Origin of the sequence: Pseudomonas sp. GWSMS-1 (assembly GCF_049847425.1) — a bacterium.
Taxonomy (GTDB): Bacteria; Pseudomonadota; Gammaproteobacteria; order Pseudomonadales; family Pseudomonadaceae; genus Aquipseudomonas.
Genome location: NZ_JBMHHV010000005.1, coordinates 2,883,796 through 2,898,053, shown reverse-complemented (window position 1 = coordinate 2,898,053; position 14,258 = coordinate 2,883,796). Strand labels below are relative to the sequence as shown.

General features: G+C 60.3%; 11 protein-coding genes and 1 pseudogene. 7 read left to right on the top strand and 5 right to left on the bottom strand.

Annotation, left to right across the window (positions count from 1 at the left end):
• Positions 1-68: 68 nt before the first annotated feature.
• The 4 genes from ACEPAJ_RS17345 to ACEPAJ_RS17330 all read left to right on the top strand — a co-directional run bounded on the left by ACEPAJ_RS17345 (position 69) and on the right by ACEPAJ_RS17330 (position 3,988).
• A complete protein-coding gene (locus tag ACEPAJ_RS17345; RefSeq protein ID WP_425916514.1) occupies positions 69-401 on the top strand; it encodes a YnfA family protein in 333 nt (110 codons plus the stop codon).
• Positions 402-423: 22 nt separating this feature from the next.
• The gene (locus tag ACEPAJ_RS17340) at positions 424-1,428 is read left to right on the top strand and encodes an ArsJ-associated glyceraldehyde-3-phosphate dehydrogenase (RefSeq protein WP_425916512.1); all 1,005 of its coding nucleotides are present in this window, start codon (positions 424-426) and stop codon (positions 1,426-1,428) included.
• 158 nt (positions 1,429-1,586) lie between these two features.
• A complete protein-coding gene (arsJ, locus tag ACEPAJ_RS17335) occupies positions 1,587-2,825 on the top strand; it encodes an organoarsenical effux MFS transporter ArsJ (RefSeq protein WP_425916510.1) in 1,239 nt (412 codons plus the stop codon).
• A 263-nt stretch (positions 2,826-3,088) separates the two neighbouring features.
• The gene (locus ACEPAJ_RS17330; RefSeq protein ID WP_425916508.1) at positions 3,089-3,988 is read left to right on the top strand and encodes a DMT family transporter; all 900 of its coding nucleotides are present in this window, start codon (positions 3,089-3,091) and stop codon (positions 3,986-3,988) included.
• A gap of 115 nt (positions 3,989-4,103) precedes the next feature.
• Here ACEPAJ_RS17330 and ACEPAJ_RS17325 read toward each other — a convergent pair whose 3' ends face one another.
• Positions 4,104-6,467 (bottom strand): DNA polymerase II, encoded by a 2,364-nt coding sequence (locus ACEPAJ_RS17325; RefSeq protein WP_425916506.1) that lies wholly within the window; start codon positions 6,465-6,467, stop codon positions 4,104-4,106.
• A 154-nt stretch (positions 6,468-6,621) separates the two neighbouring features.
• Here ACEPAJ_RS17325 and ACEPAJ_RS17320 point away from each other — a divergent pair.
• A pseudogene (locus tag ACEPAJ_RS17320) lies at positions 6,622-8,618 on the top strand (peptidase U32 family protein).
• Between the two features lie 251 nt (positions 8,619-8,869).
• Here ACEPAJ_RS17320 and ACEPAJ_RS17315 read toward each other — a convergent pair.
• The 4 genes from ACEPAJ_RS17315 to yaaA are packed head-to-tail and all read right to left on the bottom strand — an operon-like array spanning position 8,870 to position 11,387.
• Complete coding sequence (locus tag ACEPAJ_RS17315; RefSeq protein WP_425916504.1) at positions 8,870-9,256, bottom strand: hypothetical protein; 387 nt, start codon at positions 9,254-9,256, stop codon at positions 8,870-8,872.
• Positions 9,257-9,267: 11 nt separating this feature from the next.
• Positions 9,268-10,098, bottom strand: coding sequence for an SDR family oxidoreductase (locus ACEPAJ_RS17310; RefSeq protein ID WP_425916502.1), 831 nt, complete (start codon positions 10,096-10,098; stop codon positions 9,268-9,270).
• Positions 10,099-10,139: 41 nt separating this feature from the next.
• Complete coding sequence (locus ACEPAJ_RS17305; RefSeq protein WP_425916500.1) at positions 10,140-10,604, bottom strand: multidrug transporter; 465 nt, start codon at positions 10,602-10,604, stop codon at positions 10,140-10,142.
• 3 nt (positions 10,605-10,607) lie between these two features.
• Positions 10,608-11,387 carry a peroxide stress protein YaaA gene (gene yaaA / locus ACEPAJ_RS17300; protein WP_425916498.1) on the bottom strand — a complete coding sequence of 260 codons (780 nt, stop codon included), beginning with the start codon at positions 11,385-11,387 and terminating at the stop codon, positions 10,608-10,610.
• Between the two features lie 153 nt (positions 11,388-11,540).
• Between yaaA and dmeF the strand changes: the two genes are divergently transcribed.
• Positions 11,541-12,542, top strand: coding sequence for a CDF family Co(II)/Ni(II) efflux transporter DmeF (gene dmeF / locus ACEPAJ_RS17295; RefSeq protein WP_425916496.1), 1,002 nt, complete (start codon positions 11,541-11,543; stop codon positions 12,540-12,542).
• A 295-nt stretch (positions 12,543-12,837) separates the two neighbouring features.
• On the top strand, positions 12,838-14,229 hold the full coding sequence (locus tag ACEPAJ_RS17290) for a PhoH family protein (protein ID WP_425916494.1): 1,392 nt from the start codon (positions 12,838-12,840) through the stop codon (positions 14,227-14,229).
• Positions 14,230-14,258 lie beyond the last annotated feature (29 nt).

Below are 14,258 nucleotides of genomic sequence, written 5' to 3'. Positions count from 1 at the left end.
CAGGTAACCGCTATGTCGCAACCCTTCGATACTCTCAGCATTCCCACTAATTCAGCTTGGATATTGAGATGAGTATGCTCAACACCCTCGGGTTGTTCGCGCTCACGGCTGTGGCTGAAATCGTGGGCTGTTATCTGCCTTACCTGTGGCTGAAACAGGGTAAGAGTATCTGGTTGCTGCTGCCGGCAGCCGCTTCGCTGGCGCTGTTTGTTTGGCTGCTGAGCCTGCACCCGACGGCGACTGGGCGGGTGTATGCGGCGTATGGCGGCCTCTATGTGGCGACGGCGATTGTCTGGTTGTGGCTGGTGGAGGGTATTCGTCCGAGCCATTGGGATCTGCTAGGGGCTGCCGTGGCCCTGCTCGGCATGGCGATCATCATGTTTGCTCCGCGTTCGGTTTAATCATTTAGCGAGTACAACCTTCATGGCTATCAAAGTAGGTATCAACGGTTTTGGTCGTATCGGTCGTCTGGCGCTACGCGCCGCCTGGGGCTGGCCGGAATTCGAGTTTGTGCAGATCAACGATCCGGCCGGCGATGCGGCGACCCATGCGCATTTGCTGAATTTCGACTCGGTGCATGGCCGCTGGCAGCACGAGGCCGGTAGCGACGGCGATGCGGTGGTGATCGACGGCAAGCGCATTCAGGTCACGGCTAACAAATCCATCAACGAGACCGACTGGAACGGTTGCGATCTGGTGATCGAGGCCAGCGGCAAAATGAAAACTGTCGCGGTGCTGCAGGCCTATCTCGACCAAGGCGTAAAGCGCGTAGTGGTCTGTGCGCCGGTCAAAGAGCCGGGCGCGCTGAATATCGTCATGGGTGTTAACCAGCAGCTGTTCGACCCGGCGCAGCACCGCATCGTCACCGCAGCGTCGTGCACCACCAACTGCCTGGCCCCGGTGGTCAAGGTGATCCACGAAAACCTCGTCATCCGCCATGGCTCGATCACCACTATCCACGACCTGACTAACACCCAAAGCATCCTCGACCAGCCGCACAAGGATCTGCGCCGTGCGCGGGCTTCGGGCATGAGCTTGATCCCCACCAGCACCGGTTCAGCCACGGCGATTGCTGAGATCTTCCCCGAACTGCGCGGCAAGCTGAACGGCCATGCCGTGCGCGTACCGCTGGCCAATGCCTCGCTGACCGATTGTGTATTTGAAGTAGAACGGGCGACCACAGCGCAGGAGGTTAACGCGCTGTTTAAAGCCGCCGCTGCTGGCCCGCTGGCTGGCATTCTTGGCTATGAGGAGCGGCCGCTGGTGTCCATCGATTACCGCACCGATCCGCGTTCCTCGATTATCGATGCCTTGTCGACCATGGTGGTTAATGGCACTCAGGTGAAGCTCTACGCCTGGTACGACAACGAATGGGGCTACGCCAACCGCACTGTGGAGTTGGCACGGATGGTCGGGCTGGCCGATTGATTCGTAGGGTGGATGACGCCTTTTTCATCCACCGTCGCTGTCTGGTGGATGGGTAAAGCGCCATCCACCCTGCGGTCTGGTTTGTAGGATAGGTCGGGCCGCGCAGGTTGAGCGTAGCGATACCCATCAAATAACTCGCGTAACAACAGGACGCCTCGATGCACGCCTTATCCCGCCTCACGCCCGAGGTGCGCCAATACCTGCTGGTCACCGGCAATTACTGGGCTTTTACCCTGACTGACGGCGCGCTGCGCATGTTGGTGGTGCTGCATTTCCACAGCCTCGGTTACACACCGCTGCAGATCGCCGCGCTGTTTCTGTTCTATGAGGTTTTTGGCGTAGTCACCAACTTGCTCGGTGGTTATCTGGGGGCGCGGTTGGGGCTTAATCGCACCATGAATATCGGCTTGGGTCTGCAGGTGGCGGCCTTGCTGATGCTCACCGTGCCAGCCACTTGGCTGACCATCCCTTGGGTGATGGGTGCCCAGGCGTTATCCGGCATCGCCAAAGACCTGAACAAGATGAGCGCGAAAAGCTCGATCAAACTGCTGGTGCCGAACAGTCAGCAAGGCACGCTGTATAAGTGGGTGGCGATACTCACTGGCTCGAAGAATGCGCTGAAAGGCGTTGGCTTCTTTATGGGCGGTGCATTGTTGGCGCTGCTCGGCTTTGGTGGCGCGGTACTGGCCATGGCTGCCGTGCTGGCGCTGGTCTGGTTGGCCAGTTTACTGCTGTTAAAAAAGGATCTGGGCAAAGCGAAGGCCAAGCCGAAGTTTCGCGACATGCTGTCCAAGAGTCGGCCGATCAATATTCTCTCGGCCGCGCGGCTGTTTCTCTTCGGCGCCCGTGATGTGTGGTTTGTCGTTGCGCTGCCGGTGTATCTGTCCAGCGTGTTGGGTTGGGACTTTTGGCTGGTCGGCAGCTTTCTAGCCGTTTGGGTGATTGGCTATGGGCTTGTGCAGTCCTTCGCGCCGGCGCTTACCAGTAAGTTCAGCGGCAAAGCCAGCGGCCAGTTGCCGGATGGTCGCGCTGCCTTTGCTTGGGCGGCAGTGCTGGCCGGAGTACCAGCCGCTATCGCCCTGGGCCTGAGCAGCGGGTTGTCAGGGCAGTGGGTCTTGCTCGGCGGGCTGCTGGTATTCGGCGCGCTGTTTGCGGTGAACTCTTCGCTGCACAGCTACCTCATCGTCAGCTATGCCAAAGAGGACGGTGTGTCGCTGGATGTCGGCTTCTATTACATGTCCAACGCCCTCGGCCGGCTGATTGGCACGCTGCTCTCGGGCTGGGTGTATCAGGCCTATGGCCTGGAAGCATGCCTCTGGATTTCCTCAGCCTTTGTTCTGCTGGCGGCGCTGATTTCTATTGGCTTGCCACGGCATCGAATGGCTCAGCCCTTGTAGGAGCGGTGGGGACGCCTAGTCCTTACCCGCGAATCGACGGCAACCCAAAAACATCGCGGACAAGTCCGCTCCTACAGGTATGTGGGCAAGACTTTAACGGTTGTGGTCAGGCGCATGGGCGCGGGCAATGTGTTGATGCGTTGCTAATTGCGCCACTTATCCAACCTACAAAAGCGAGCTGGGTAGTTTAAAAGCGCAAGTTTGTGCAAGAGTTCCAGGGCTGATCAGGCGCAGACTCTTAAGCATCTATCGGGAGTCTGTTGATGAACCTGTCGCTCTATCTGTTGACCGTACTGATCTGGGGCACCACCTGGATCGCCCTCAAACTGCAACTGGGCGAAGTGGCGATTGCTGCGTCCATTGCCTATCGCTTTGCCTTGGCCTCGCTGGTGCTGTTTGTTGTCCTTTTGCTCAGCGGTCGTCTGCAGACGGTCGATAAACGCGGTCAGCTGATCTGTCTGGTGCAGGGGCTGTGTCTTTTCTGTCTGAATTTCATGTGTTTCTACACCGCCAGCCAGTGGATACCCAGCGGCTTGGTGGCGGTGATTTTCTCCACGGCCACGCTGTGGAATGCGATCAACGCGCGGCTGTTCTTCAAGCAAAAGATCGCCGCGAATGTGCTGGCCGGCGGCGCGTTGGGCTTGGGCGGTTTGGCTTTGCTGTTCTGGCCGGAGTTGGCCGGGCATGAGGCCAGTCATGAGACTCTGCTGGGCATTGGCCTGGCGGTCGTGGGTACGTTGCTGTTCTCCGCCGGCAATATGCTCTCTAGTCTGCAACAGAAGTCCGGCCTCAAACCGCTGACCACCAATGCCTGGGGCATGTTGTATGGCGCCTTGATGCTGGTGGCGATCTGTCTGGTCAGCGGTACGCCGTTCAGCTTCGAGTGGAACAGCCGCTATATAGGCAGCCTGCTGTACCTAGCGATTCCCGGCTCGGTGATTGGCTTTACCGCCTACCTAACCCTGGTTGGGCGCATGGGGCCGGAGCGCGCCGCCTACTGCACCGTGCTGTTCCCGGTGGTGGCGCTGAATATCTCGGTGTTTGTTGAAGGCTACCAGTGGACTGCGCCAGCGTTGTTCGGCTTGGTGCTGGTGATGCTCGGCAACGTGTTGGTGTTTCGTAAGCCCAAACTTATACCGCAGGCGGTGGTGCGTGAGGCCTAGGATTGCTATAGCGCATAACGCGTAGGGTGGATGACGCTCTTTTCATCCACCATGGAGGCAGCAGTTGGCGGATGGGTGAAGCGTCATCCACCCTACGAAAGCCGTGCGGTGATGGTTAGAACAACCCCAACTGCCCACCAATCAAGGTGGCGAAGTCGTCATCGACAAACGGCAGGATGGCATCGGCCACCGGCTGTAATTGCCGAGTCAGGTAGTGTTCGTAATCGATGGCGGCGCTTCGCGCTTCCAGCGGTTGTGGGCCGGCGGTGGTGATCACGTAGCTGATCCAGCCGCCGCGTTGGTATTGCAACGGTCGGCCGTGGGCAGCGTTGTATTCGTCGGCCAGGCGCGCGGCGCGCACATGCGGCGGTACGTTGCGCTCGTAGTCGGTGAGTGTGCGACGCAAGCGCTTGCGGTAGACCAGCAGCTCATCCAGCTCGCCATTCAGGGTGCGTTCGACATAGTCGCGGATATAACCCTGGTAGGGCTGGTTGAGGAAAATGCGCTCATACAGTTCGCGCTGAAACTGTTGAGCCAGCGGCGACCAGTCGCTGCGTACGGTTTCCAGGCCTTTGTAGACCATCTCGTGGCTGCAGTCGGCGCGGCTGATCATCCCGGCATAGCGTTTTTTGCTGCCTTCTTCGGCGCCGCGAATAGTCGGCATCAGAAAGCGGCTGTAGTGGGTTTCGTATTGCAGTTCCAGGGCGCTGCTCAGGCCGTATTCGCTGCGCAGATGTTCGCGCCACCAGGCATTCACTTTGGCCACCAAGGCGCGACCAATCTGCGCCGCTTCAGTATCGTCATGCAGGCGTTGCAGCCAGACGAAGGTGGAGTCGGTATCGCCGTAGATCACCGCGTAGCCTTCGGCCTCGATCAGCGCGCGGGTGCGGGCCATGATTTCGTGGCCGCGCAGGGTGATGGAGGAGGCCAGGCGCGTGTCGAAAAAGCGGCAGCCGCTGGAACCGAGCACGCCGTAGAAGGCGTTCATGATGATCTTCAACGCTTGTGACAGCGGCGCGTTGTGCTCGCGTTTGGCGGCTTCGCGGCCCTGCCATACGCGCTCGACAATCGCCGGCAGGCAATGCTCGCTGCGCGAGAAGCGCGCACCACGAAAGCCCGGTACAGAATGGACGTCATCCGGCTGGCGCAGGCCTTCGATCAGCCCTACTGGGTCGATCAGAAAGCTGCGGATAATCGACGGGTACAGGCTCTTGTAATCGAGCACCAGCACCGATTCGTAAAGCCCCGGCTGTGACTCCATGACAAAACCGCCGGGGCTGGCTTGCGGCGGGTTGTCACCGAGGTTTGGCGCAACAAAACCACGGCGGTGCATCAGCGGCATATACAGGTGCTCGAAGGCCGCCACCGAACCGCCGTTACGGTCGGCGGGCAGGCCGGTGACCGTGGCGCGTTCTAGCAGGAAGTCGAGGATCGCTGTTTTGCCGAATATACGCGTCACCAGCTCGCAGTCGCGCAGGTTGTAGCGCGCCAGGGCGGGTTTGTCCTCGCGGAACATACGGTCGATTTCGTCCATGCGCTGGTACGGCGTGGAGATGTCCTTGCCTTCGCCGAGCAGAGTTTGCGCGACGTTTTCCAGGCTGAACGAGGGGAAGCTCCAAGTTGCCGAACGCAGTGTTTCGATGCCATCAATAATCAGCCGGCCCGCTGCATCGGCGAAGAAGTGGCCGTTGCCGCTGCCATGCTCGCGCCACTGCATCTCACTGCCATCGCGACCGAGACGCAGCGGGATGGCCATACGGCGGGCGTGTTCGTGCAGCACGCGCAGGTCGAACTGCACCAGGTTCCAGCCGATGATCGCGTCCGGATCATGCTGCGCCATCCAGTGGTTGAGGCGTTCGAGCAACTGCTCGCGGCTGACGCAGTACTCCAGCTGAAAATCTACTTCTGGCGGCTGTTCGGGCGCGCGGCCGAGCATATACACGTTGCGCTGGCCGCAGCCTTCGATGGCGATGGAATACAGCTCGCCGAAGGCATTGGTTTCGATATCCAGCGAGGCCAGCTTGAGGGTGGGGCGATAGTCGCTACAGGGTTTGATTTGCGCGTCCAGCAGCAGGCCGTTCGCATCAGCCGTGCCGGCGAACAGCACCGGCGCGGTGATAAAGCGCTCCATCAGGTAGCGCTCTGGCGGGCGCACATCGGCCTCGTACACTGTTACGCCAGCGCGGCGCAGGCGTTTGTCGAGCTCGATCAACTGACGATGCTGCTGGCAATACAGGCCCAGCACCGGGCGCTGCTGAAAGTCCTTGAGCGCCAGCGGGCGCAGCTCAGCGCCGTTTTCATTGGCCAGTAGCGCCTCGGCCTGGGCGCGTTGCTCGGCCGGGATAAACGCCACCGAGGGTTGCAGCGGCAAGCGGATATGTCGCGGGCCGTGGTCGGTGGCCAGCCAGAACTCCACCTGCGTCCCGGCCGGCGTATCACGCCAGTGTCGGGTCAGCAGAAAGCCCTGTTGTAAGTCCACTGCGCCATTCTCGACTGAATTTGATCGGGCAATTCTACGCGGGCTTTTGTCTGTATGCCCATACAGTATGTGAGCGACTGCCAAGCGGGCAGTTACAAACCCGCCTTTAAGGGTAAAATGTCCGGCTTAATTGACTGCCCCCGATGCCCACGCCATGTCCTTGCCCAAGCACCACCTCGAACTGCTCAGCCCCGCGCGCGATACCACTATTGCCAAGGAGGCCATCCTGCATGGCGCCGACGCGGTGTATATCGGTGGCCCCGGCTTTGGCGCGCGGCACAACGCCAGCAACAGCGTGGCGGACATTGCCGAGCTGGTGCAGTTTGCCCATTTGTTCCATGCGCGGGTGTTTGTCACCCTCAACACCATCCTGCATGAGGATGAACTGGAGCCGGCGCGGCAGATGATCTGGCAGCTCTACGAGGCCGGCATCGATGCGCTGATCGTGCAGGACATGGGCGTGATGGAGATGGACCTGCCGCCGATCGAGATCCACGCCAGCACCCAGTGCGACATCCGCACCCTGGAGAAAGCGCGCTTCCTCGATGGCGCTGGTTTCTCCCAGCTGGTGCTGGCCCGCGAGCTGAACCTGGAAGAAATCAGCACCATCTGCAAGAACGTCGATTCGGCGGTCGAGTTCTTTATCCACGGCGCGCTGTGTGTGGCGTTCTCCGGGCAGTGCAACATCTCCCATGCGCAGAACGGGCGCAGCGCCAACCGTGGCGACTGCTCGCAGGCCTGCCGCCTGCCGTACACCTTGAAAGATGATCAGGGCCGCGTGGTGGCCTTCGATAAGCACCTGCTGTCTATGAAGGACAACAACCAGACCGACAACCTAATCTACCTGGTGGATGCCGGCGTGCGCTCGTTCAAGATTGAAGGGCGCTACAAAGACATGAGCTACGTGAAGAACATCACCGCGCACTACCGCCAGGAGCTCGACGCGATTCTTGAGCAGCGCCCGCATCTTGCCCGCGCCGCCAGCGGTCGTACCGAGCACTTCTTCACCCCGGACACCGACAAAACCTTCCACCGTGGCAGCACCGACTACTTCGTGACGGATCGCAAGGTAGACATCGGCGCGTTCGATTCGCCTACCTTCACCGGGCTTTCTGTGGGTTATGTCGAGAAGGTCGGCAAGCGTGACCTGATTGCCGTCACCGACACGCCGCTGTCCAACGGCGATGGCCTCAACGTGCTGATCAAGCGCGAAGTGGTAGGTTTTCGCAGCAACATCTGCGAGCTGAAGGGCGAGTTCGACGAAGACGGTGAGAAGCGCTATCGCTACCGCGTCGAGCCCAACGAAATGCCCGAGGCCATGCAGCGAGTGCGTCCACAGCACCCGCTCAATCGTAACCTCGACCATAACTGGCAACAGGCCCTGCTCAAGACATCCGCCGAGCGCCGCGTTGCGGTCAGCTGGCAGGTAGCGTTGCTGGGGGATCAGTTACAGCTGAGTGTGACTAGCGAAGAGGGCGTAGTCGCCAGCGTCAGCCTGAATGGGCCGTTCGCCACCGCCAAGGATGCCGAGCAGTCCCGCGAGCAACTGGCCGACACCCTGAGCAAGCTGGGCACCACGATGTACTACAGCACCGCTGTGCAGATCGACTGTGAAGCCGTGCCGTTTATCCCAGGCTCGCAACTCAAAGCCCTGCGCCGCGAGGCCATTGAAGCGCTGACTCAAGCCCGCGTCGCGGTTCATCCACGTGGCGGGCGCAAGCCGGTTAGCGTGCCTGCGCCGGTGTACCAGAGTCGCACCTGACCTTTCTGGCCAACGTCTACAACGACAAGGCCCGCACCTTCTACAAGCGCTACGGCGTGCAGCTGATCGACGCCGCCTACGAGGCCCATGAAGAAGCCGGCGACGTGCCTGTGATGATCACCAAACACTGCCTGCGCTTCTCCTTCAACCTCTGCCCCAAACAGGCCAAAGGCGTCACCGGCGTGCGCACCAAAGTCTCGGACATGCAGCTGATCCATCAGGACGAAGTGCTGACCCTCAAGTTCGACTGCAAGCCCTGCGAGATGCACATCATCGGCAAGATGAAGGGCCACATCCTCCATCAGCCGCAGCCGGGTAGTGCGGCTAGCAATGCCGGAATGGTCGGCTATATCTCGCCGGAAGATTTGCTGAAAACCATCAAGCGCTAAAGCTGATCAGTCACATGTAGGATGGGTTGAGCGCAGCGATACCCATCAAGTTCCTCAGCAGGACAGCTCACGTTGTTGAAGGCGCAATTGCCGATGGGTATCGCGTTGCTCAACCCATCCTACGGGCTACTAGGCGCTTTTCACTGACAGGTAGCCCGGATGTAATCCGGGGCGCTTTATCGATGCCTGCGCTGTTTCCCGGGTTTCATTGGGGCTACGGAGCACATGGACGGTGTTGGGGCGGTCGGTGCTTAAGGGGGGCTGCGGTAGAGCTTGGTGAGTGCAAGCCACGCCATCAGCGGATAACAAAAGTAATGCAGGCCAAAGATCATCAGCCCCATCGGGCCGGGTTCGTCTTTTAGCCACATCATGCCCAATAGGCCCAGGTAGAGCAGGGCGAGGATGCCGCCGTACAGGGCGACTAAGCGGCGACGTTCGCTGGGCTGGGGGCGGCGTTGGTGTTGCCAGTGGAACCACAGGGCCATGCCACCGGCGACCACAGCGGCCACCAGCAGGGTATTCACCACTCCGGGGAGTTTGGCGAAGGTGCGCACGAGTAGGTTGAGCACGATGACTGCCGCGACCCCGCCGAGGGCCAGGTGAGTGATCGGCGCGCGGTGAGAGCTGGCTTCGTGCATGGGTAGGCTTCCTATAGGCTGCGATTAAGTCCGAAGCGTTTTTTCAGTACGCTTTCCAACAGGCGTTTCGGTACTAGGGCCGCGAGCAGCGGCAGGGCGCGGCTGCCGTTGCCCAGGCGAATCAGATTCGACCGGGATTTACTTTGCACGGCGGCCAGCAGGTTGCGGGCGAAGTGGCTGGTGGGTGTGGGGTTGTCTTGCGAGGCGTTGGCGCGGGCGCGGATGCCCTCGCGGATTGGCCACCAGGGTGAGGCTTGGTCGATGAGCTGTTCGGCCTGCTGGCTTGCATTAGCGCCGAAGCTCGAGGCAATCGCGCCGGGCTGCACTTCCATCACCTCAATGGCGAAAGGTGCCAGCTCCAGGCGCAGGGCGTCGCTCAAGGCATGTACGGCGGCTTTGGAGGCGCAGTAAGCACCGGCGAATGGGGTGACCAGTACGCCGGAGACGCTGCCGATATTCACTACCAGGCCCTTGTTCTGCCGCAGCAGCGGGAACAGCGCGCGGGTGACGCCGACAAGTGAGAACACGTTGGTTTCGAACTGTTTGCGCATGGCCTCCACGCCGCCATCGAGCAGTGGTCCCATGGCGCCGTAGCCGGCGTTGTTGATCAGCACGTCGAGGCCGCCGATTTCACTTTTCAGGCGTTCGGCCAGCTGGCCCAGCGCCTGGCCATCGTTAACGTCCAGCGCCACGGCGTGAAAGCCGGCGTCGCTCAGTGCCTCGAGGTCTTGGGTTTTGCGCGCGGTGGCCCAGACCTGATAACCGGCTTGTTGAAACACCTCGGCCAGGGCCCGGCCAATACCGCTGGAGCATCCGGTGATCAGTACGCTGGGTTGGCTCATGCACAGCTCCTTATTGTTTTTATGCAGTCTTATAAGCGGTCTTAATAGACAAAGCTGCCTTGCAAGCGCTCGGCGCGAAACGCCAGGGTGCTGGCACGATAGCCGCTGCGCAGGGGCGGCAGCGGTAAGCAGGTTTGCCACTCGGCGCCCGGCTGCAAATCGCCAGGGCCGCTGTAGCGCGGCGTTTCAAAAAGACGTTCGGCCAGGTTGGTGCTGTCGCCCGGGCGGTAGGCGGCGATCTGCCATTGCAGTTCCACCAACACCGCTTCACTGGCATTTTTCAGGTTGAGGGCCAACGGTTGATCCGCCGGACAGCTGTCCGGTGCGTAGTCGAGGCGTAATTCGAGGTGCGCCAGGTGGCGGTTCTCACGGCTTTCTTCCCAGAGTACCCAGCTCGACACCAGGCCCAGGCCGATCAGCGCGGCGAGGGAAATCGGCAGCGCCTTGCTCGGGTAACGGATCAACAGGATCAGCCAGCTCAGTACGAGGATTGCGCCGAATAGCATTAATCAGGCCTCAGGGTGCTCACGTAGGAACACCAGACTATCAGGCTTGGAGTGCTCCGCCGAATAACGATAGCCCTCGTAGGTGAAGTCCTTGAGGCCGTCCGGGTGGGTGATGCGCTCTTTGATCACGTAGCGCGCCATCAGACCGCGGGCTTTCTTGGCGTAGAAGCTGATGATCTTGTACTGGCCGTTTTTCAGGTCCTTGAACTCGGTATCGATGATCCGTGCGTTCAATGCCTTGCGTTTCACCGCGCTGAAGTATTCATTGGAGGCCAGGTTGAGCAGCACCTCATCACCTTGGGCGGCCAGCGCGTCATTGAGCCAGCCACTGATGCGCTCGCCCCAGAAGTCGTAGAGGTTGTTGCCGCGCGGGTTGGCCAGTTTGGTGCCCATTTCCAGGCGATAGGGTTGCATCAGGTCGAGTGGGCGCAGCACGCCATATAGGCCGGAGAGCATGCGCAGGTGGCTTTGCGCGAAGTCGAAATCGGCTTCGTTGAAGTCCTCGGCATTCAGCCCGGTGTAAACATCACCTTTGAACGCCAGCAGCGCCTGTTTGGCGTTGGACGGCGTGAAGGGTTGCTCCCAACTGCCGAAGCGTGCGGCATTGAGGCCGGCGAGTTTGTCCGAGAGGTGCATTAATTCGGCGATTTGCGCCGGGCTGAATTCACGCAGCTGCTCGATCAATTCCTGGGCGTGATCGAGGTGTTCAGGCTGGGTAACGCGCGGGGTCGCTGGTGGCGTCTCGTAATCGAGGGTCTTGGCCGGGGAAATCACCATTAACATAGAAGCTGCTCCTGAAAGTCTGCGGCGATTCTAGAAGCTGACGGCGGCTGAGACTACCTATAAGGTCGATTAGCATTGTGGCTTGACCCCGGGGCCGCCACGGGGTTGTAGTTTGTTCAGGCTTGTTACCGCTTAATCCTTAAAGGAGTTGCCATGACCGCCTGCAACCATTCGCGCTGGGAGCCGTCCCACGACTATCGCCCGCTGGAGACCACCGCCGAACGCCAAGCTTGGCGCGTGGCGGCGCTGACCGGGGTGACCATGCTGGTGGAGATTGTCGCTGGCTATGCCTTCAACTCCATGGCGTTGCTGGCGGACGGCTGGCACATGGCTTCGCATATGCTGGCCATCGGCTTGGCGGCGCTGGCGTATCTGTTAGCGCGGCGTTACGCCAATGACCCACGGTTTGCCTTCGGCACCTGGAAGATTGAGGTGTTGGCGGGTTTTGCCAGTGCCTTGCTGCTGGTCGTGGTGGTGGCGATGCTGGCATTTGAGTCGCTATGGCGCCTATGGCAGCCGCAAACCATTAAGTTCGACATGGCTTTATGGGTGGCGGTGATTGGTTTGTTGGTCAATCTGGCCTCCGCCTGGTTGCTGCGCGACAACCATGATCACGCCCACGCCCACGCCCACGGGCATGCTCATAGCGATCACGATCACGATCACGATCACGATCACGATCACGATCACAATCAGGTCGCAGCGCCTGCGGGCAAAGACCTTAATCGCCACGCCGCGTTTGTCCATGTGCTGGCGGATGCCCTGACCTCAGTGGCCGCCATCCTCGCTCTGGCAGGCGGCATGTGGCTGGGGTGGGACTGGCTCGACCCGCTGATGGGGGTGATTGGTGCGGTGATTATTGCGGTGTGGGCCAAGGGGCTGTTGATTGAAACCGCCAAGGCGCTGCTCGACCGTGAAATGGACAACCCGGTTGTCGAGCGCGTGCGTAGTGCTTTGGCCCAAGAGGCCGATACCGAGTTGGCGGATTTGCACGTGTGGCGCGTTGGCCGGGCGCAGTTCGCTTGCCTGGCCAGCGTGGTGACCCATGGCGATCGCTCAGCGGATCGTTACAAAGCTCGTCTGGCGGGGATTGCAGAACTGGTGCATGTGACCGTGGAGGTCAATCGTTGCGCGGTTGCGCAGGGCGCCGATTAGAAAAATCGGCAGGTGTTAAGGCCTGTTGAACCAACGACTTTAACGGTGCATGCGCGGTGCGCCAAGCGCTATTTGCCACACGGAAAAATAAACCACTGAAGACGTAAATAAACGTTTTTCTGTCATCCAAATAGGAGTAATTAAAAGGCAAGACCGCCGAACCCTGCAGACAGGTGGCGGCCATTGGCCCTCACCTTTTTGCAGCCTGTTCAGCCTCGCCACTGAGCAGCCGGCGGCCCCTCTGCAGCGCAGTTTCACTGCTGCGTTGCTTGGCTACTACAGAAGGTGACCGAGTATGGATGACCACGGACGCGCCAAATCCAACGCCCCAACCCTGTACGCCCTCGACACTAATGTGCTGATCCATGATCCCAATGCGCTGCTGAATTTTCAGGAGCACCACGTCGCCATTCCGATGACCGTACTGGAGGAGTTGGACAAGCTTAAAACCGGCAAGCAGGGCGTCGCTGCCGAATGTCGCCAGGCCATTCGCCTGATCGACAAAATCCTCGGCAGTGCCAACCCCGAGGAGGTGGAGCACGGTGTCGCAATCCAGCGCGATAAGAGCGGGCCGCGCGGCTTTCTGTCGATCCTGATGAGCAAAAGCGCGGCACCCATCACCTGGCTGCCCGAAGACCTTAACGACAACAAAATCATCAACCAGCTGGTGGAGCTGAAGGCGCGTCGGCCGGGCCTCGACGTGGTGCTGGTGACCAAAGACATCAACATGCGCCTTAAAGCGCGGGCCTGCGGCATCGATTCAGAGGATTACCACACCGACCAACTGGTCGACGATATATCGCTGTTGCCCAAGGGTTACCACAACGTCAGTGGCTCCTTTTGGGACCGCGTGGAGAAAGTCGAGACGCGTCAGGGCCATGGCCGCACTTGGCACCAAGTGCAGCTGACCGAAGACCTGCCGGCGATGCACCTCAACGAGTTCATCATCGACGAGCAAGGCTTTGTCGGCTGGATCAAAGGCATCAAACCAGGTGAGTTGCTGATCCTCGACATGCACCAAGAACCGCTGATGCACCAGGAAGCGTGGGGCCTGCGGCCGCGCGATGTCTACCAGTCACTGGCGCTGTATGCGCTGCTTGATCCGGACATTCATCTGGTCAACCTGACGGGCGCTGCCGGCTCCGGTAAAACCATCCTGGCCCTGGCGGCGGCCATCGAACAAACCATGGTCAGCAAGCGCTATCGGCGCATTATTGCCACCCGCAGCGTGCAGGGGCTGGATCAGGAAATCGGCTTTCTACCCGGTACCGAGGCGGAGAAGATGGAGCCCTGGCTCGGCGCGATCACCGACAACCTTGAAGCCCTGCATATGGAGGATGAGAACACCCACGGCAGCGTCGACTACATCCTGCAAAAGGTGCCGCTGCAGTTTAAATCCCTCAACTACATCCGCGGGCGCAGCTTTCAGCAGAGCCTGATCCTCATCGACGAATGCCAGAACCTCACCCCGCACCAGATGAAAACCATCATCACCCGTGCCGGCAGCGGTTCAAAAGTGGTGTGTCTGGGCAACCTGGCGCAGATCGATACGCCCTACCTGTCGGCGCCCAGTTCGGGGCTGACTTACCTGACGGAGCGCTTCAAAGACTTCGAGCATGGCGTGCACATCACCCTGCAAGGGGTGCCGCGCTCGATCCTCGCCGAGTACGCCGAAAGCCATCTGTAGCTCACGTGCCGCGCTCGCCCTGTAGGCCA

Excerpts from the sequence above, each read along its gene's own strand:
- ACEPAJ_RS17315 (WP_425916504.1), bottom strand. The coding sequence starts at position 9,256 with ATGCACGAAGCCAGCTCTCACCGCGCGCCGATCACTCACCTGGCCCTC.
- ACEPAJ_RS17330 (WP_425916508.1), top strand. The coding sequence starts at position 3,089 with ATGAACCTGTCGCTCTATCTGTTGACCGTACTGATCTGGGGCACCACC.
- arsJ (WP_425916510.1), top strand. The coding sequence starts at position 1,587 with ATGCACGCCTTATCCCGCCTCACGCCCGAGGTGCGCCAATACCTGCTG.
- ACEPAJ_RS17290 (WP_425916494.1), top strand. The coding sequence starts at position 12,838 with ATGGATGACCACGGACGCGCCAAATCCAACGCCCCAACCCTGTACGCC.
- ACEPAJ_RS17340 (WP_425916512.1), top strand. The coding sequence starts at position 424 with ATGGCTATCAAAGTAGGTATCAACGGTTTTGGTCGTATCGGTCGTCTG.
- ACEPAJ_RS17345 (WP_425916514.1), top strand. The coding sequence starts at position 69 with ATGAGTATGCTCAACACCCTCGGGTTGTTCGCGCTCACGGCTGTGGCT.
- ACEPAJ_RS17305 (WP_425916500.1), bottom strand. The coding sequence starts at position 10,604 with ATGCTATTCGGCGCAATCCTCGTACTGAGCTGGCTGATCCTGTTGATC.
- dmeF (WP_425916496.1), top strand. The coding sequence starts at position 11,541 with ATGACCGCCTGCAACCATTCGCGCTGGGAGCCGTCCCACGACTATCGC.
- ACEPAJ_RS17310 (WP_425916502.1), bottom strand. The coding sequence starts at position 10,098 with ATGAGCCAACCCAGCGTACTGATCACCGGATGCTCCAGCGGTATTGGC.
- yaaA (WP_425916498.1), bottom strand. The coding sequence starts at position 11,387 with ATGTTAATGGTGATTTCCCCGGCCAAGACCCTCGATTACGAGACGCCA.